This is a genomic window from Rathayibacter festucae DSM 15932 (assembly GCF_004011135.1).
GTDB lineage: Bacteria > Actinomycetota > Actinomycetes > Actinomycetales > Microbacteriaceae > Rathayibacter > Rathayibacter festucae.
In genome coordinates this window covers 705,078-721,425 of the sequence record NZ_CP028137.1, presented here as the reverse complement: position 1 = coordinate 721,425, position 16,348 = coordinate 705,078, and the positions used below count along the sequence as shown (strand labels likewise).

Here is a 16,348-nt window from a genome sequence, read left to right as displayed (position 1 = left end):
CTCAGGCCGACCGCACGACCAGATCCAGCTCGCCGCTGCCGGCGTTCGGCGCCAGCTCGAACCCGCGGGACGCCGCCCACTCGACCAGCTCGGCGAGGGAGTCGGTCTCGACGCCGTCCTCCGCGAGCGCGCGGACGAAGAGGCCCTTGCCCTGCTTGTTGAAGTGGTTGAGGTTGCGCAGCTGCCCCGACGCGTCGCGCGACCGCACCCGGACGAAGAAGCGCCCCTCCCCCGGCTGCAGCGGCCCGAGCGCCGCGTAGGACTCGCTGCGCAGGTCGAGGACGAGTCCCGGGAGCGCCGACAGCTCACGCCCCGCCCCGGCAGCCCACCAGCGCTTGAGCGGCATCCCGGGGATACGCGAGTCGTGCGACAGCCGGTACGCGGGGATGCCGTCGAGGCCCCGGACGGGACCCCAGAGCGCGGACTGCACCACGACGATCCGGCCGAGGACGCCGCGCGCCCCGGCCGAGAGCGACGCCGCCTCGAGCGCGTCGAACAGCACGCCGTCGAACCGGTCCACAGCGGGCATCGCCGGCGCGGTCGGCAGGGCCGCGTTGCGCTCGATCTCGCCGAGCTGGCGGGGACCGAGCTTCAGTGCGCGGGCAGCCGCATCCCGGTCGCCGGCGAGCGCGACCAGCGCATCGCGCAGGGCGACTCGACGCTCGGTCAGCCCCGGGAACGACAGCGCCTCGACCCGGAACTCGGCCGATCCGCCGTCGCGCTTGGTCTCGGACGGGGGAAGCAGGACGTGCACGGGACTCCTCGGGAGGACGGCGTGCGAGAGCGCACGCGGGGAATGCGGCGAGGGGACGCCGCGCACGACGGAGGGGCCGGGCGATCGCGATGATCACCCGGCCCCTCCGGTCGCCGCTCGAGGCGGCGGGTCGTCAGACCAGCGCGGCCTCGCGGGCCACGACGGTGACGACGTCGTTCTCGACGGACAGGAAGCCGTCGTCCGCCTGCGCGGTGATCCGGCTGCCGTCGGCGGCCGTGACGCGCACCTCACCGGAGGCGAGGATCGCGAGCATCGGCTCGTGACCGACCAGGATGCCGATCTCGCCCTCGACGGTGCGGGCCGAGATCTGCTTGGCCTCACCCGCCCAGACCTCCGCGTTCGCGGAGACGACGCTGACCTTCAGGAACGCGGCCATGATCAGCCGTTCTCCTTCTGGATCTGGGCCCACTTCTCCTCGACGTCCGTGATCGGGCCGACGTTGAAGAACGCCTGCTCCGCCACGTGGTCGAACTCGCCGCGGGCGATCGCGTCGAACGACTCGATGGTGTCCTTCAGCGGGACGGTCGAGCCCTCCACGCCGGTGAACTTCTTCGCCATGTACGTGTTCTGCGAGAGGAACTGCTGGATCCGGCGCGCACGCGACACCGTGATCTTGTCCTCCTCGGAGAGCTCGTCGACACCGAGGATCGCGATGATCTCCTGCAGCTCCTTGTTCTTCTGCAGGATCTGCTTGACGTTCGTGGCCACGCGGTAGTGGTCGGCACCCAGGTAGCGGGGGTCGAGAATGCGCGAGGTCGAGGTCAGCGGGTCGACGGCCGGGTAGAGGCCCTTCGACGCGATCTCACGGGAGAGCTCGGTCGTCGCGTCGAGGTGCGCGAACGTCGTGGCCGGCGCCGGGTCGGTGTAGTCGTCGGCGGGGACGTAGATCGCCTGCAGCGAGGTGATCGAGTGTCCGCGCGTCGAGGTGATGCGCTCCTGGAGCACACCCATCTCGTCAGCGAGGTTCGGCTGGTAGCCCACCGCGGAGGGCATGCGGCCCAGGAGGGTCGACACCTCCGAGCCGGCCTGGGTGAAGCGGAAGATGTTGTCGATGAAGAGCAGCACGTCCTGCTTCTGCACGTCGCGGAAGTACTCCGCCATCGTCAGCGCGGAGAGCGCGACGCGGAGGCGGGTTCCCGGCGGCTCGTCCATCTGGCCGAAGACCAGGGCCGTCTTGTCGAAGACGCCCGCCTCCTCCATCTCGGCGATGAGGTCGTTGCCCTCACGGGTGCGCTCGCCGACGCCGGCGAACACGGACACTCCACCGTGGTCCTGCGCGACGCGCTGGATCATCTCCTGGATGAGGACGGTCTTGCCGACGCCCGCTCCGCCGAACAGGCCGATCTTGCCGCCCTGCACGTACGGGGTGAGGAGGTCGATGACCTTGATGCCGGTTTCGAAGAGCTCGGTCTTCGACTCGAGCTGGTCGAACGCCGGGGGCTTGCGGTGGATCGGCCAGCGCTCGGTGATCTCGAACGACTGTCCGTTGATCGTGCCGTCGGCGTCAGCGTTGAGCACCTCGCCGATCACGTTGAAGACCTTGCCCTTGGTCACGTCGCCGACCGGGACCGAGATCGGCAGGCCGGTGTCGTGGACCTCCTGGCCGCGGACGAGTCCGTCGGTCGGGTTGAGCGAGATGGCGCGGACGAGGTCGTCGCCCAGGTGCTGCGCGACCTCGAAGGTCAGCTTGGACGAGACGCCCTCGACCTCGACGTGCGTGTAGAGCGCGTTGTAGACCTCGGGGATCGCGTCGTGGGGGAACTCGATGTCAACGACGGGGCCGGTGACGCGGGCGATACGGCCGACGGCCCCGCCCGGAGTCCCGGTCGCCGCCTCAGGTGCGGTCAGTGTCATTGCTTCTTCCTTCTGTGGTCTCACCGCACCCGGAGGGCGGAGGCTTCGTGTCGGGGAGGTGCGCCGTCTACTTCGAGGACGACAGGGCGTCGGCGCCGCCGACGATCTCGGCGATCTGCTGCGTGATCTCGGTCTGGCGCGCGTTGTTCGCGAGCCGGGTGTACGTCTTGATGAGGGTGTCGGCGTTGTCGCTCGCCGACTTCATCGCCTTCTGGCGCGCCGCGTGCTCGGAGGCCGCCGACTGCAGCATCGCGTTGAAGATGCGGCTCTCGACGTAGACCGGCAGGAGGCGGTCGAGGACCGTCTCGGGGTCGGGCTCGAACTCGTAGAGCGGGTACAGATCGGTGTTCTGATCCTCGGCGCCCTCGACGACCTCGAGCGGCAGGAGCCGGACGACGGTCGGCTGCTGGGTGACCATGCTGACGAAGCGGTTGTACACGAGGTGGATCTCGTCCACTCCGCCCTCTTCGTCATCGAGGTTGTAGGAGTCGACGACCGCGTCGGCGATCTCCTTCGCCGTCTCGAACACCGGCTGGTCGGTGCCGCCCGTCCAGATGCGGACGCTCGGACGCCGGCGGAACGAGAAGTACGCGTTCGCCTTGCGGCCGACCAGGTAGAAGACGACCTCCTTGCCCTCGCTGCGCAGCAGCGAGGCCAGCTCCTCCGCCTCCTTGAGCACGCTCGAGGAGAACGCGCCGGCGAGGCCGCGGTCGGAGGTGAAGATCACGATCGCGGCCGTATCGAGCTTCTCGCGCTCGGTCGTGAGCGGGTGCTCGACGTTCGAGTAGGTCGCGACGGCCGACACGGCGCGCGTGATGGCGTTCGAGTACGGCGCCGCGGCGGCGACGCGGTTCTGCGCCTTCTGGATGCGCGAGGCCGAGATCAGCTCCATGGCGCGGGTGATCTTCTTGGTCGTCTGGGCCGAGCGGATCTTCGACCGGTAGACCCGGAGTTGCGCTCCCATGTGTCTCCTGTAGTCCTTCTCTGAATCGTCAGGGGGCCGCTGTTAGCGACGGCCCTTGACGATCTTCTCCTGGCCGACCTCGTCGGCCGAGATCGCCTTGTGCTCCTCGCGCCCGACCGAGGCGAGCGGCTTGCCCTCACCGGTCTGGAACTCGAGCTTGAAGCCGTCGACGGCACGGTGCAGCTCGGCGACGGTGTCGTCGGAGAGCACGTTGGTGTCGCGCAGCGTGGAGAGGACCTGCGTGTTGCGGCCCAGGTAGTCGAGCAGCTCGCGCTCGAAGCGCAGCACGTCTGGGACGGGCACCTCGTCGAGCTTGCCGTTCGTTCCGGCCCAGATCGAGACGACCTGCTCCTCGACGGGGTACGGCGAGTACTGCGGCTGCTTGAGCAGCTCAGTGAGGCGGGCGCCACGGGCGAGCTGACGGCGCGAGGCGGCGTCGAGGTCCGAGGCGAACATCGCGAAGGCTTCGAGCGAGCGGTACTGCGCCAGCTCGAGCTTCAGCGTTCCGGAGACCTTCTTGATCGACTTGACCTGGGCGTCACCGCCGACTCGCGAGACCGAGATGCCCACGTCGACCGCCGGACGCTGGTTGGCGTTGAAGAGGTCGGACTGGAGGAAGATCTGGCCGTCGGTGATCGAGATCACGTTGGTCGGGATGTACGCCGAGACGTCGTTCGCCTTGGTCTCGATGATCGGGAGACCCGTCATCGAGCCGGCGCCGAGCTCGTCGGACAGCTTCGCGCAGCGCTCCAGCAGGCGGGAGTGCAGGTAGAAGACGTCGCCGGGGTACGCCTCGCGTCCCGGCGGACGGCGCAGAAGGAGCGACACGGCGCGGTAGGCCTCGGCCTGCTTCGACAGGTCGTCGAAGATGATCAGCACGTGCTTGCCGCCGTACATCCAGTGCTGGCCGATGGCCGAGCCGGTGTAGGGGGCGAGGTACTTGAAGCCGGCGGGGTCCGAGGCGGGGGACGCGACGATCGTCGTGTACTCCATCGCTCCGGCGTCCTCGAGCGCGCCCTTCACCGAGGCGATGGTCGAGCCCTTCTGGCCGATGGCGACGTAGATGCAGCGGACCTGCTTGTTCGTGTCGCCGGACTCCCAGTTGGCCTTCTGGTTGATGATCGTGTCGATCGCGATGGCCGTCTTGCCGGTCTGGCGGTCGCCGATGATGAGCTGGCGCTGGCCGCGGCCGACGGGGATCATCGCGTCGATGGCCTTGATGCCGGTCTGCAGCGGCTCGTGGACCGACTTGCGCGACATGACGCCGGGGGCCTGGAGCTCGAGGGCGCGGCGGCCCTCGGAGGCGATGTCGCCGAGTCCGTCGATCGGGTTGCCGAGCGGGTCGACGACGCGGCCGAGGTAGCCGTCGCCGACGGGGACGGAGAGGACCTCGCCGGTGCGGGTGACCTCCATGCCCTCCTCGATGCCGGAGAACTCGCCGAGGACGACGACGCCGATCTCGTTCTCGTCGAGGTTCTGGGCGAGGCCCAGCACGCCGTTGGAGAAGCGGATCAGCTCGTTCGCCATGACGCCGGGGAGTCCCTCGACGTGGGCGATGCCGTCGGCGGCGTCGATGACGTAGCCGACCTCGGTGGTGGACGCCTTGCCCGGCTCGTACGACGAGACGAAGTCCTTCAGCGCGTCGCGGATCTCATCCGGGCTGATGGTGATATCTGCCATGGGAATTCCTATTCGTTGGGTCCGTGCGAGCCGAAGCGGTCGTCGGGGCCTGACCTGGGTGGTGCGGAGGTCGGAGGCGGCGCGAGCCGCTCCCTGAGGATACGTGCGTCCGTCAGGACGCGAGCTGGAGCTTCAGGTCGGACAGCCGCGCCGAGACGGTGCCGTCGATGACCTCGTCGCCGACGTGCAGTCGCATGCCGCCCAGGAGGGAGGGGTCGACCAGGACGTTGACGGAGACCGGGCGGCCGTACTGGCGCGTGAGCGCCGAGCGGAGCCGGTCGAGCTGCTCGGGGTGCAGCGGAGCCGCGACCGAGACCGTGGCGATGGTGAAGCCGCCCTGGTCCGCGACGACGCCCGCCGCGAAGCGGACGAGCTCGGGGATGCGGCGACCGCGCGGGTGCGCGATCAGCTGGCGGAGGATGGCGAGGGTCTCCGCGGAGGCCTTGCCCTCGAGGAGGCGCTGCACGAGCGCGACCTTCGAGTCCGCCGCGGCGAGCTTGCTGCCGAGCGCGAGCTCGAGCTGAGCATCCGACGCCACGACGGCGCCGAAGGTCTGCAGCTCGGTCTCGAGCGAGACGCCCTCCGGGGTGGCGGACGCGATCGCACGGACCCCGACCTCCTCGATCCCGGCGATCAGATCGCTCGGGCTCGACCAGCGGTGGCCGACGACGACGGTGAGCAGGCGCTTGGCCGGCTCGCCGAAGGGTGCGAACACCCGGGCGACGAGGGCCTGCCTGCTGCCCGCGTCGGTGCTCGGGTCGGAGAGGACCGTGCGCAGCTGCGCCTGCCCGTCGATGACCCGGGCCGCCTCGAAGAGCTGCTGGGCCGTGTCGAGGGACGCCTGGCCGCCGAGGGCGGAGAGCTCCGCCTTCGCCGACGCGAGTGCCTGCCTGGACGCGCTGCCCATCAGCTGTTCGCCTTCTCCGAGGCCTCGAGGTCGGCGAGGAAGCGGTCCACGATCGCGGACGCCTTCGCGTCGTCGTTGAGGCTCTCGCCGATGACGCCGGAGGCGAGATCGATGGCGAGGGTTCCGACTTCGGAGCGCAGAGCGACGACGGCCGACTGGCGGTCCGCCTCGATCTGGGCGTGCGCGTTCTGGAGGATGCGCTCGGCCTCGACCTGCGCCTGCTCCTTCTTCGCCGCCACGATCGCGTTGCCGTCGGCGTTCGCCTTCTCGCGGATCACTCCGGCCTCGGCGCGGGCCTCGGCCAGCTGAGCGGTGTACTTCTCGAGTGCGATCTCAGCCTGTCGCTGGGCCTCGTCGGCCTTCGCGATGTTCCCCTCGATCGCGGCGGAGCGCGCGTCGAGCATCGTCTGGATGCGCGGCAGGACCAGCCTCCAGAAGAAGAACAGCAGGATGAGGAAGATCACCCCCGACCAGAAGAAGTCGTAGAACTCCGGGATCAGAATGACCGCGGGGACGTCACCTTCTTCCGCAGCGATGTTCACAGCGGTGCTGAACACGACTACGCCGCGAAGATGAAGTAGGTGGCGAGACCGATGAGCGCGAGCACCTCGGTGAACGCGATGCCGAGGAACATCGTGGTCTGGAGGCGGCCGGCCATCTCGGGCTGGCGCGCCATGGCCTCGACGGTCTTGCCCGCGACGATGCCGACACCGATGCCGGGGCCGATCGCTGCGAGGCCGTAACCGACCGTCGCGATGTTGCCGGTGAGTTCGGCGAGAACGGTGACTGAGTCCACGAGTGGGTCCTTTCAGTGGGGTGATCGTGTGAACGGGCGGGAGCCCGTGAGTAGTGGGGTCAGTGCTCCTCGGCGACGGCCAACTGGATGTAGACCGCAGCGAGGAGAGTGAAGATGTAGGCCTGCAGCACCGCGACCAGCAGCTCGAAGAGCGTGAAGGCGCCGCCGAAGGCGAAGGTCACGACACCGAAGAGCTTGAAGCCCGGGTCGATCTGCGAGCTGAAGAGGAAGAACTGCGTGGCCGAGAAGCAGAGCACCAGGAGGAGGTGCCCGACGATCATGTTCATCACGAGCCGCAGCGCGAGCGAGAGCGGACGGATGATGAACGTCTGCAGCAGCTCGATCGGCGTGAGGATGAAGTAGATCAGGAACGGGGCTCCGGGCGGGAAGAGGGCGTTCTTGAAGAAGCCCATCCCCCGGTCCTTGATGCCGGCGTAGATGAAGGTCACGTACGCGACCAGGCCGAGGAAGAGGGGCATGCCCACGACCGACGTTCCCGCGATGTTCAGGAACGGGACGATGCCGGTGAGGTTCATCGCGATGATCGCGAAGAAGATCGTCACCAGGATCGGCAGGAAGCGGCGCGCGTCCTTCTCGCCGAGGATGTCCTTCGCGATCGTCACGCGGACGAAGTCGAAGGCCATCTCCACGACGCTCTGGAAGCGGCCCGGGACGATGCGCATCTTGCGCGTCCCGAGGTAGAAGAACAGCATCAGGGCGATGACCGCGATGAAGCGGACCAGCATGACGCGGTTGATCTCGAAAGGGGTTCCCTCGAAGAGGAAACCGGGCGGGAAGAACTCGGAGATCGACGGGGTGTGGAAGTCACTCTCACCGGTCGAGGACGAGACCAACAGGGTCACAGCGTTAGCAAACAGCGCTAGCTCCTGGAATTCGGGGCGTGGCACGTGGCAGACGAACGACGTGAATCGTTCGGACGCAACGCTCTCGCGACGACGAAAGGTGGGGTATTCCGCTCGGACGGCGTTCGCACTCGGCGGTCGACATCAACGATGAGACGACCTGAGGACGGGCACACGTCGCCTGCGGGGATTGGACCCTACTGTAGCAACAGAACGGCCTGAGAGCCGAATCGTGATCCTCTCAGACGCCACTCGGGGCGCGCTCATCGGGCGATGTCGCTGACGTTCGCCATGCGCGAGCGCGAGACGACGAGCACGTCGATGACGAGCGAGCCGAGCACCGCCGCGATGATCGTGACGAACATCGCGGTGCTGTTCAGCCACGGCTGGTCGCGCAGAACGAGGGCCGCGATCACGAAGAGGACGAACTTGGCGAGCCAGGTGCCGAGCACCACGGCGAAGAACCCGCCGATGTCCATCCGGTTGGCGACGAGGATGCTGGCGGCGGTGAGCGCCACCATGACCCCGCCGACGACGGCGCCGATCAGGGCGCCGACGGCGCCCTCCCCGCCGGCGGCGAGGAATCCGACGATCGCGCCGACGACGGCCAGAGCGAGGACGAAGACGCCGCCCACGGCGAGCGTGCGCCGCAGGACGGGCACCGAGGCGGGCTGGGGACGGGGGGCGGCCGGGGAGGCTCCGGTCATGATGCTTCTTTCCGCGCCTGATGCGGCGCTGTCGTGTCGCGACCGAGCGGCAGGCCGATCGGCGAACGGCTCGTGTCCGTCTCGGACGCGCGGTCGAGGGGGTCGAGGACGGGGGACGCCTCCGCCGACTGCGCCGCCGCCTCGAGCCGCTTGCGGCGGCTGAGCGGGAGGAGCGTGACGACGGTGCAGGCGAGCAGCCCGATCGCGAGGAAGGCGAGCGGCACCCAGAGCACGTCGACGACGAACATCAGCAGGCAGCTGAAGGCGACGACGGCCGTCCAGGCGTAGAAGATCAGCACGGCGTGCAGGTGCGAGTGCCCCATGTCGAGCAGCCGGTGGTGCAGGTGCTTGCGGTCGGCGCTGAACGGCGACTTGCCCGCGCGCAGCCGCCGGATCACCGCGAGGCCGAAGTCCATCAGCGGGACGACGAGGATGGCGAACGGCAGGATGATCGGGATGAACGCGGGCAGCAGCTCCTTCGCCGCGAGCTGCGAGGGGTCGATCTGCCCCGTGACGGCGATGGCCGACGTCGCCATCAGCATGCCGACGAGCAGCGCTCCCCCGTCGCCCATGAACATCTTCGCCGGGCGCCAGTTGATCGGCAGGAAGCCCGCGCAGGCGCCGACGAGGACGACCGCGATCAGCGAGGCGAGGTTGAAGTAGTCGGTCGGCGACGTCTGCTGCACGAGCAGGTAGCTGTAGAGGAAGAACACGCCGTTGGCGATCAGCGCGACGCCGGCGACGAGGCCGTCGAGGCCGTCGATGAAGTTCAGCGCGTTGGTCACGAGCACGATCGCCAGCACGGTGATGATCAGCGACATCCAGGGCGAGCCGACGGTGAGGCCGCCGATCGGCAGCGAGACGATCTGCACGCCCTTCCAGGCGATCAGGCCCGCGGCGATCATCTGCCCGGCGAGCTTCGTCGTCCAGTCGAGGTCCCAGATGTCGTCGGCGACGCCGATGAGGACGATCAGGAGGCTCGCGCCGAGGATCGCGAGGATCGGCTCGGGATTGGCGAACACCAGCCGGAAGTAGGGCAGCTGCGAGGCGATGCCGAAGCCGACGAGGATCCCGAGGAACATGGCGATGCCGCCGAGGCGCGGGGTCGGCCTGGTGTGCATGTCGCGCACCCGGATCGCCGGGTAGAGCCGGTACCGCAGGCTGAGCTTCCAGATGACCCACGACAGCCCGCAGGTCACGACCGCGACCGCGAGCGAGACCAGGACGAAGGTGATCATCGGCTACTCACCCGGGGTGGAGTCGGGGCGCGCGGTGCCGCTCGCCGCCGGCTCGTCCTGCACCTGAGCGCGCGACGCCCAGTCCGGTCGCGCCGTGGGAGCGGGCTGCTCCTCGGCGGCGACGGGCTCGTCGTCCTCGACGGTCGGGTCGCTGAGCTCGGTGGAGGCGTCGTAGGACGCGACCGGCGCGGGGGCCTCGGGCTCCTCGGCCGTGGCGACGCCGTCGAGCAGCAGGTCGCCGACGACCTCGCGGATGCTCTCGGCCGAGACGACGCCCTGGCGGAGGATGCGCAGGGTGCCGCCCTCGAAGCTGAGCGCGGTCGCGTCGACGATGGTGGAGGACTCGCTCGCGCCCGCCGGTCGGTCGCTGTAGCGGCTCCCGGCGGTGCCCGCGTCGAGGTAGACGTCGACGGAGTCGCCGAGCTGGTCGAGCGCCTCCTGGGCGGTGGTGGCGGACGGGCGGCCGGTGCGGTTGGCCGAGGAGACCGCGAGCGGCCCCGTCTCGGCGAGGAGCTCGAGGGTGACCGGGTTGTCGGGCATCCGGAGGGCGACGGTGCCCCGAGTCTCGCCCAGGTCCCAGACGAGGGAGGGCTGCGCGTGCAGCACGATCGTGAGCCCACCCGGCCAGAAGGCCTTCGCCAGCTCGCGGACGGCCTCGGGCACGTTCTCCGCGAGTGCGTCGAGCGCGGCCACGTCGCCGATCAGCACGGGTGGCGGCGACTGGCGGGTGCGCCCCTTCGCGTCGAGCAGGCGCTGCACCGCCGCGGCGTCGAAGGCGTTGGCCGCGATCCCGTAGACCGTGTCGGTCGGCAGGACGACGAGCTCGCCCCGGCCGATCGCGGTGCGCGCGAGACGGGTGCCGGTCAGGAGGTCCGTGTCGACGGAGCAGTCGTAGATGCGTGACATAACGCCGCAATGATACGGGACCACCGGTGGCGACCACCCGGAGGGCGCGCGCCGCTCCGGCAGACGGCTCCTGCACCGAGGAACCGCGCCGAGAGGGGGCCCGCTGCACGCGACCAGGCGATCCGCGCCCCGGGACGCGCCAGTCGAGGCGAGGTGGAACGGGGGCGTCCTACCGTGTCCCGGCGGCTCGCCTGCCGTCGTGATCCCCGACCGGGAGGCTCCCTCGATGGACCGGACGTCCTGCCGCGCGCTGGAGTCCGGGGCTCTCCGCCCCGGAGCTCGATGATCCTCCGCGTCGCCGCACTGCTGCGCTCTCCGACAGCGCGGAGCTCCTCGAACGCCGCCCTCGAACGGCTCGTCTCCCGCGGCACGAGCGCGGTCGTCGGCCTCGTCGTCGCCGTCCACGTGTCACCCGCGGAAGCGGGTGTCTATGCGATGGCGTTCCTCGCGCTCTCCCTCCTGCAGGAGATCGGGGAGAACACGGTGCGCCCGCTCGGCGTCGCGATGTGGCGGAGGGAGGGGGGCGCGCGCCAGCTCCGGCGCGCCGCCGCCGTCGTCTCCGTCGGCGGGGCGACGGCGATGGCGGTCGCGATCGGTCTGCTCTGGGCCCTGTCGGCGGCGTCCGCCGCGCAGGCCGTCGCCCTCCTGCCGTTCGTCGCCGTCGCGGCGCTCCACGGAGCGATCCTGCCCGCACTGACCCGGGCGCAGTACGAGGGACGCTGGGCCTCGATCGCGCGGGGCCAGGCCCTCGGCAGCATCGCCTCGATCGTCGTCTGCGTCCCACTCGCTCCCGTGCTCGGCATCGCGGCCGGATCGCTCCAGACCGGGGTGACCGAGGGGATGCTCCTCCTCCTGCTCTCGAGACGGGGGACGCTGCCGACTCCCGACCTGCCAGGTCGGCCGATGCTCAGGGACTACGTGATCCCCACCCTGCAGAGCAACGTCTTCGGCTGGTTGCAGGGCCAGTCCGAGCGGATCGTCCTCTCCGCTCTCGGCGGAGCCACGACACTCGGGCTCTACTCGATCGCGAGTCAGATCGCGCGCGCCGTCTCGGACGCCGTCGTCCTCGGACTCACCAACGTCCTCCGCGCCCGGGTGGCCAACTCCCGGACGGACGAGGAGCGGCGCGCAGTGCTCCGCTCCGTGATGCTGCAGGCAGCGGTCGGCGCCCTGGTCGTCCAGGCGACGATGGTCGCCCTGGATCTCCTCGTCCTCGGCCGCGTCCTCGACTCCTCCTGGCATCCCGCCCTGCTGATCGTGCCGATCCTCTCCATCTCCTCCGCGCCGATCGCCTGCATGTGGTGCGCCTCCTCGTTCCTGATCGTGCAGGGCCGCGCGAGCGTGCTCGTGCCGTGGCACTGGATCGGCGTCGCTCTCAGCGTCGGAGCCGGATTCGCCGTCGCCGCCGATCTGCTCGCGGGCGCGTGCGCCGCCGTCCTCCGCGACGCCGTCGCCCTCGCCGGTCGCCTGCCGCACGTCGGGCAGGACCTCGGCCGCGCCGGCCTCCTGCGCGTCTCCGGCTGCCTCGCGGCCGGCGTGCTCATCGGTATCGCAGGCTTCTGCGCCGCGCTCCTCCCCTACAGCTGACCACCCGTGCCCCGACCCCCCGATCTCTGAGGCGACCCGCCATGACACCACCTCCCACCGGCTCGCACCGGCGTTCGCTCGCGCGGTCTCCACGACGACTGCCGCCACCGCCCGGTCAGCCGGAGTCCGCGCGCCCGAGCCCAGCGCCCGCGCAGCGCTCGAACGCCGTCTGGCTTCCCGCCCTGGCGGTCCTCCTGCTCGGCGCCGCGGTGGTCGCGGTCGTGACCGGCGAGCTCCGGATCCCGGCGCTCGCCGCTGCGGCGGCCTGCGTGCTGATCGTCGCCCGGCTGCTCCCGCCGGCCGCAGCCCTGACGCTCGTCCTCGTCCTCTACGCGGTCGTCCCGTTCGACTACCTGGCGCTGCCCGCGCCGTTCCAGATCCTCAGTCCGATCATCGTCCTCGCGGCACTGCTGGCGGTCGCCACCGGAGCTCCACCACCGCCCTGGCTCCGCAGGACCCGGCTGGTGGCGCCGGCCGCGTTCACGGTCTACGCACTCGTCATCCCCGTCCTCCGGCCGCAGGGGCAGATCGAGACGATCGCCTCCTGGACGGCCGTCGTCGTCATCGCGCTGATCGCCCTTCCGCTGTGGATGAGCGACCCCTCGGTCTTCCGGCCGCTGACCACCGCCCTCCTCCTGGTTTCGATCGCCCTCGCGATCGTCGGGACGGTCGAGTCCACGACCCGGTCGAACCTCTACGCCGAGATCTTCGCCTCCGCCCCGTTCCCGCTCACGCAGGAGTGGAGCGTGTACCGGATCCTGACGACGCTCGGGCACCCGCTGGTGAACGGCACCTTCTTCGCCTCGGTCGGGTCCCTCGCGTTCGGGCTGTTCCTCAAGGGCAGACGACCGGGTGCCCTCCTCGGCTTCGCGGCCTGCTGCGCAGGGGTGCTGCTCTCCGGCTCGCGCAGCGCCGTGATCGCGATCGCGGTCGGCGTCCTGGTGGCGGGCGGCGTGACCCTCTTCCGCCTCACGGGGAGCCGCCTCATCAGACTGATCCTCGCGTTCGCCCCTCTCCTCGTGATCGTGTCGACCGTGGGCGCTCAGGCCTTCGACTCCCGCTCCGAGACGGAGGAGGGCGAACGGTCCGCAGACGTCCGCGACCTGGTCCTCCGGATCGGTCTGAAGGTGCTGCCGACGGAGTCGGGCGTCTTCGGCTCCGGCGGAGGACTGTCGGGCGTCGTCTTCGCGCAGAACGGCGGGGGGACCTACGTCCTCGAGAGCAGCCTGTGGCAGACGGTCTTCAGCTACGGGCTCATCGGCACGACGCTTCTGCTGGCCCACCTCCTGATCGTCCTGATCTGCTCGATCGCCCGGGGTGCGGTGGCCGGTCCCGCGATGCTGGTCGCCTACCTGGTGGCGGCGTCGGCCTTCAACCTCCTCGAGTCGGCGCCGGCCGCTCTGATCATCCCGGCACTCGCCCTGCTGCTGACCATCGCGGAGGCCCGGTCGGAACCGGCACCGCCGCGCGCACTCCCACCCGTCCCTCTGCGCCGCGTCAGCCCCGACGAGCGCTCCTCGAGCAGCACGCCCCCACGCCGTTCCAGCAGCGCAGGACAGGCGCCTCGGAGCAGCCGGACCGGCGACGATCGGGTCGTTCCGGCCGCTCCGCGCCAGGAGCACCGGAGACCGCGCCGCACGCCGCAGCCGCGGCGAGCGTCTTGGTAGCGTCCCCCGAGCCGCTGGACACCCCGCCCCCGGCGGACACCGAGGAGTGCTGATGACATCGACGCGCCGCTGGCTGGTCGCCACGACGGAGTACGCGGGGCTGACGCCCTACACCGGCGGAATCGGGCGCGGTTTCGCCTCGCTGCTGCCGGCGCTCGTGAGAGCAGGCGTCGAGGTCGACCTCGTCGTCCTCTCCTGCGACCCGCCGCTCGACGGCTTCGATCCCGAGGGCGTGCGGATCCTCGAGTACGTCCGCCTGCGCCGCCGGCCCGCCATCGGCCGGCTCCTGCAGCGGGCGCTCCACCTGCGCGCGCTCGTCCGCCGCACCCGCTACGACGCGATCTTCCTCGCCGAGTGGGAAGGCCTGGGCGCGCTGCTCCCGCGGCACGCCCCGCTCGTGACGAACCTCGCGACCGGCTACCGCATCGCGGACTGGATCGCGGGCGGGTCGGCGAGAGGGCGCACCCTCCGCACGCGCCTGCTGATCGGGCTCCAGAAACGCCTCGAGACCCGCCAGATGAGACGGTCACGCGGACTCGTCCCGATCTCCCGCGCGGTCCGGGACTGGTACTCGACGCGGATCCCCGAGCTTCCGCCCTCGGTCGTCGTCCGCAACTGCATCGACGTGCCGACGGTGCAGCGGAGCGCGCGGTCCGGCGACCTCCCGGACGGCTGGCCGCCGGGCCCGGGTCCCGTGGTGCTCTTCCTCAGCCGCATCGAGCGGCGCAAGGGCGTCGAGACCGCGGTGCACGCCTTCGAGGCACTGGCCCGGACCCGTCCGGACGTCTCCTTCGTCTTCGCGGGAGCCTTCTGCTTCCTCGAGCCGACGGAGGCCGAGCTCCTCGGCATGGTCGCCGACGAGCACCGCGAGAGGTTCACGTTCCTCGGCCACGTCGGCGGTGACGAGGTGTTCGCCGCGATCAGGGCCGCCACCGTGGTCACCTGTCCCTCGCGCTGGGAGGGCTTCGGGAACGCGGCGCTCGAGGTCAAGGCGGTGGGAACCCCGCTCGTCGCCACCACCGGCAGCGGCTTCGACGACTTCTGCGAGGACGGCGTGGATGCGCTGATGGTGCCTCGGGACGACCGCTCGGCGCTCAGCGAGGCGATCGGACGACTGCTCGATGAGCCGGAGCTCAGGGAGCGCCTCACCGATCGCGCTGCGCGCGGGATCCACGCCTTCACCGCGGACGCGGTGGCACCGGACCTGCTCGCGGCCGCCCAGCAGCTGCTCGAGGGCAACGGCCGGGCGATCGGCGGGGCGATCGGCGGGGCGATGGCCTCGAGCGAGCATCGATGACCTGCCCGAGCGCGGCGCGTCCCCGCTCGGTCACGATCGGCGTCCCGGTCTACGGGGTCTCCGCGTACGTCGAGCGCTGCCTCTCCTCGCTCTGGGCGCTCGCGCTGCCGCCCGGATGCGCGGTGGAGGTGATCATCGTGGACGACGCGAGCCCCGACGACTCGATGGTGAAGGTCCGCGCGTCGATCGCGGACGCGCCTGGGTCGTTCTCGGTGCTGGTGGTGACGCACGAGTCGAATCGCGGCCTCGCCGAGGTGCGGAACACGATCCTCGAGCACGCCACCGGAGACGCGCTCTGGTTCGTCGACTCCGACGACCACGTCCACCGGGACATGCTCGCTGCGATGGTCGACGCGATGTCCGGCGAGGTCGACGTCGTCGTGACCGGCCTGATCGCCGTCGGCGAGTCGGGCGAGCGGCTGCCCGTCGGAGCGATGCCGTACACCGGGGACCGCCTCTGGAGGGGATGCGACGCCGCGGTCGAGCTCTTCGAGTTCCGGCTCTGGGCCTTCCTCTGGAACAAGCTCGTCCGACGCGAGCTCTACGACGGCCTCCGCTTCCCCGCCTCCCGCTCCTACGAGGACACGGCGCTGATGGCCGTCCTGCTCGCCCGTGCGCGCACGGTCTCCTTCGTCGATCGAGAGCTCTACGTCTACTCCGTCCGCCCCGGCGCGATCACGGACGGCCTGCGGGTCGACCTCCTGGACCTCTCGAGGAACGTCCGCCACGTCGTGCGCCTGCTCGAGGCGGACTTCCCCCGACTCGCCGCGCACCCCTCGGTCAGCTCCTACACGGCGCGGGTCGCCCACCTGTCGGCGCTGCACCACGTCGCCGAGCACCCGTCCGCCGGCGACGTCGGCCGCACGATCGAGCGGGAGGTCTCGGCCGACGTCCGAGCGAGCGACGTCCTCCGCACCGTCCGCGACGGGCACCTCGCCGTCGCGGGCGCACTCGCCCTCATCGCCGTGTCGCCGAGCACCTATGTCGGTCTGCGCCGCCGGTCGACGACGTGCGTCCTGCGCCACCTGCATCGATTCCGGCGCGTCTGACGCGGTCCGAGCGGCGCAGCGCGCCAGTTCCCCGACGAACACGTCCCTACGGGTCGAC

The 16,348-nt window shown here is 70.5% G+C and carries 16 protein-coding genes; 4 read left to right on the top strand and 12 right to left on the bottom strand.

Annotated features, from left to right (window positions below; all coding sequences use genetic code 11):
- Position 1: 1 nt before the first annotated feature.
- The 12 genes from C1I64_RS03380 to C1I64_RS03325 all read right to left on the bottom strand — a co-directional run bounded on the left by C1I64_RS03380 (position 2) and on the right by C1I64_RS03325 (position 10,690).
- A complete protein-coding gene (locus tag C1I64_RS03380; RefSeq protein WP_127886205.1) occupies positions 2-754 on the bottom strand; it encodes a YaaA family protein in 753 nt (250 codons plus the stop codon).
- A gap of 133 nt (positions 755-887) precedes the next feature.
- The gene (locus C1I64_RS03375) at positions 888-1,151 is read right to left on the bottom strand and encodes a F0F1 ATP synthase subunit epsilon (protein WP_123732037.1); all 264 of its coding nucleotides are present in this window, start codon (positions 1,149-1,151) and stop codon (positions 888-890) included.
- Positions 1,152-1,153: 2 nt separating this feature from the next.
- Positions 1,154-2,629, bottom strand: a complete 1,476-nt coding sequence (gene atpD / locus C1I64_RS03370; protein ID WP_123445507.1) for a F0F1 ATP synthase subunit beta — start codon at positions 2,627-2,629, stop codon at positions 1,154-1,156.
- 67 nt (positions 2,630-2,696) lie between these two features.
- Complete coding sequence (locus C1I64_RS03365; protein WP_123445506.1) at positions 2,697-3,593, bottom strand: F0F1 ATP synthase subunit gamma; 897 nt, start codon at positions 3,591-3,593, stop codon at positions 2,697-2,699.
- Positions 3,594-3,635: 42 nt separating this feature from the next.
- Complete coding sequence (atpA, locus tag C1I64_RS03360; protein ID WP_123702905.1) at positions 3,636-5,273, bottom strand: F0F1 ATP synthase subunit alpha; 1,638 nt, start codon at positions 5,271-5,273, stop codon at positions 3,636-3,638.
- A gap of 112 nt (positions 5,274-5,385) precedes the next feature.
- A complete protein-coding gene (locus tag C1I64_RS03355) occupies positions 5,386-6,180 on the bottom strand; it encodes a F0F1 ATP synthase subunit delta (protein ID WP_127886204.1) in 795 nt (264 codons plus the stop codon).
- The gene (locus C1I64_RS03350) at positions 6,180-6,737 is read right to left on the bottom strand and encodes a F0F1 ATP synthase subunit B (RefSeq protein ID WP_243582674.1); all 558 of its coding nucleotides are present in this window, start codon (positions 6,735-6,737) and stop codon (positions 6,180-6,182) included. The genes C1I64_RS03355 and C1I64_RS03350 overlap by 1 nt, the downstream gene beginning before the upstream one ends.
- A gap of 2 nt (positions 6,738-6,739) precedes the next feature.
- Complete coding sequence (locus C1I64_RS03345; RefSeq protein WP_055794702.1) at positions 6,740-6,976, bottom strand: ATP synthase F0 subunit C; 237 nt, start codon at positions 6,974-6,976, stop codon at positions 6,740-6,742.
- Between the two features lie 59 nt (positions 6,977-7,035).
- A complete protein-coding gene (gene atpB, locus C1I64_RS03340; RefSeq protein WP_123445503.1) occupies positions 7,036-7,839 on the bottom strand; it encodes a F0F1 ATP synthase subunit A in 804 nt (267 codons plus the stop codon).
- A 263-nt stretch (positions 7,840-8,102) separates the two neighbouring features.
- Entirely contained in the window at positions 8,103-8,546 is a 444-nt protein-coding gene (locus tag C1I64_RS03335; RefSeq protein WP_123445502.1) for a Cg1360 family ATP-synthase-associated protein, read from the bottom strand.
- Positions 8,543-9,784: an MraY family glycosyltransferase gene (locus tag C1I64_RS03330; RefSeq protein ID WP_123702899.1), complete on the bottom strand. Its 1,242-nt coding sequence runs from the start codon at positions 9,782-9,784 to the stop codon at positions 8,543-8,545. Before C1I64_RS03330 ends, C1I64_RS03335 begins: the two co-directional genes overlap by 4 nt.
- 3 nt (positions 9,785-9,787) lie before the next feature.
- Positions 9,788-10,690 carry an L-threonylcarbamoyladenylate synthase gene (locus tag C1I64_RS03325; protein ID WP_127886203.1) on the bottom strand — a complete coding sequence of 301 codons (903 nt, stop codon included), beginning with the start codon at positions 10,688-10,690 and terminating at the stop codon, positions 9,788-9,790.
- A gap of 282 nt (positions 10,691-10,972) precedes the next feature.
- Here C1I64_RS03325 and C1I64_RS03320 point away from each other — a divergent pair, with 282 nt between their 5' ends.
- The 4 genes from C1I64_RS03320 to C1I64_RS03305 are packed head-to-tail and all read left to right on the top strand — an operon-like array spanning position 10,973 to position 16,290.
- Entirely contained in the window at positions 10,973-12,277 is a 1,305-nt protein-coding gene (locus C1I64_RS03320; RefSeq protein WP_164874430.1) for an oligosaccharide flippase family protein, read from the top strand.
- A gap of 41 nt (positions 12,278-12,318) precedes the next feature.
- A complete protein-coding gene (locus tag C1I64_RS03315) occupies positions 12,319-13,944 on the top strand; it encodes an O-antigen ligase family protein (protein ID WP_127886201.1) in 1,626 nt (541 codons plus the stop codon).
- Positions 13,945-13,996: 52 nt separating this feature from the next.
- Positions 13,997-15,241, top strand: a complete 1,245-nt coding sequence (locus C1I64_RS03310) for a glycosyltransferase family 4 protein (protein ID WP_127886200.1) — start codon at positions 13,997-13,999, stop codon at positions 15,239-15,241.
- On the top strand, positions 15,238-16,290 hold the full coding sequence (locus tag C1I64_RS03305; RefSeq protein ID WP_127886199.1) for a glycosyltransferase family 2 protein: 1,053 nt from the start codon (positions 15,238-15,240) through the stop codon (positions 16,288-16,290). Before C1I64_RS03310 ends, C1I64_RS03305 begins: the two co-directional genes overlap by 4 nt.
- Positions 16,291-16,348 lie beyond the last annotated feature (58 nt).

Bases quoted from the DNA above. Each gene is read 5' to 3' on its own strand.
- C1I64_RS03305 (WP_127886199.1), top strand. From the start codon at position 15,238: ATGACCTGCCCGAGCGCGGCGCGTCCCCGCTCGGTCACGATCGGCGTC.
- atpD (WP_123445507.1), bottom strand. From the start codon at position 2,629: ATGACACTGACCGCACCTGAGGCGGCGACCGGGACTCCGGGCGGGGCC.
- C1I64_RS03310 (WP_127886200.1), top strand. From the start codon at position 13,997: ATGACATCGACGCGCCGCTGGCTGGTCGCCACGACGGAGTACGCGGGG.
- C1I64_RS03355 (WP_127886204.1), bottom strand. From the start codon at position 6,180: ATGGGCAGCGCGTCCAGGCAGGCACTCGCGTCGGCGAAGGCGGAGCTC.
- C1I64_RS03315 (WP_127886201.1), top strand. From the start codon at position 12,319: ATGACACCACCTCCCACCGGCTCGCACCGGCGTTCGCTCGCGCGGTCT.
- C1I64_RS03320 (WP_164874430.1), top strand. From the start codon at position 10,973: ATGATCCTCCGCGTCGCCGCACTGCTGCGCTCTCCGACAGCGCGGAGC.
- C1I64_RS03325 (WP_127886203.1), bottom strand. From the start codon at position 10,690: ATGTCACGCATCTACGACTGCTCCGTCGACACGGACCTCCTGACCGGC.
- C1I64_RS03330 (WP_123702899.1), bottom strand. From the start codon at position 9,784: ATGATCACCTTCGTCCTGGTCTCGCTCGCGGTCGCGGTCGTGACCTGC.
- atpA (WP_123702905.1), bottom strand. From the start codon at position 5,273: ATGGCAGATATCACCATCAGCCCGGATGAGATCCGCGACGCGCTGAAG.
- C1I64_RS03365 (WP_123445506.1), bottom strand. From the start codon at position 3,593: ATGGGAGCGCAACTCCGGGTCTACCGGTCGAAGATCCGCTCGGCCCAG.
- C1I64_RS03335 (WP_123445502.1), bottom strand. From the start codon at position 8,546: ATGACCGGAGCCTCCCCGGCCGCCCCCCGTCCCCAGCCCGCCTCGGTG.
- C1I64_RS03375 (WP_123732037.1), bottom strand. From the start codon at position 1,151: ATGGCCGCGTTCCTGAAGGTCAGCGTCGTCTCCGCGAACGCGGAGGTC.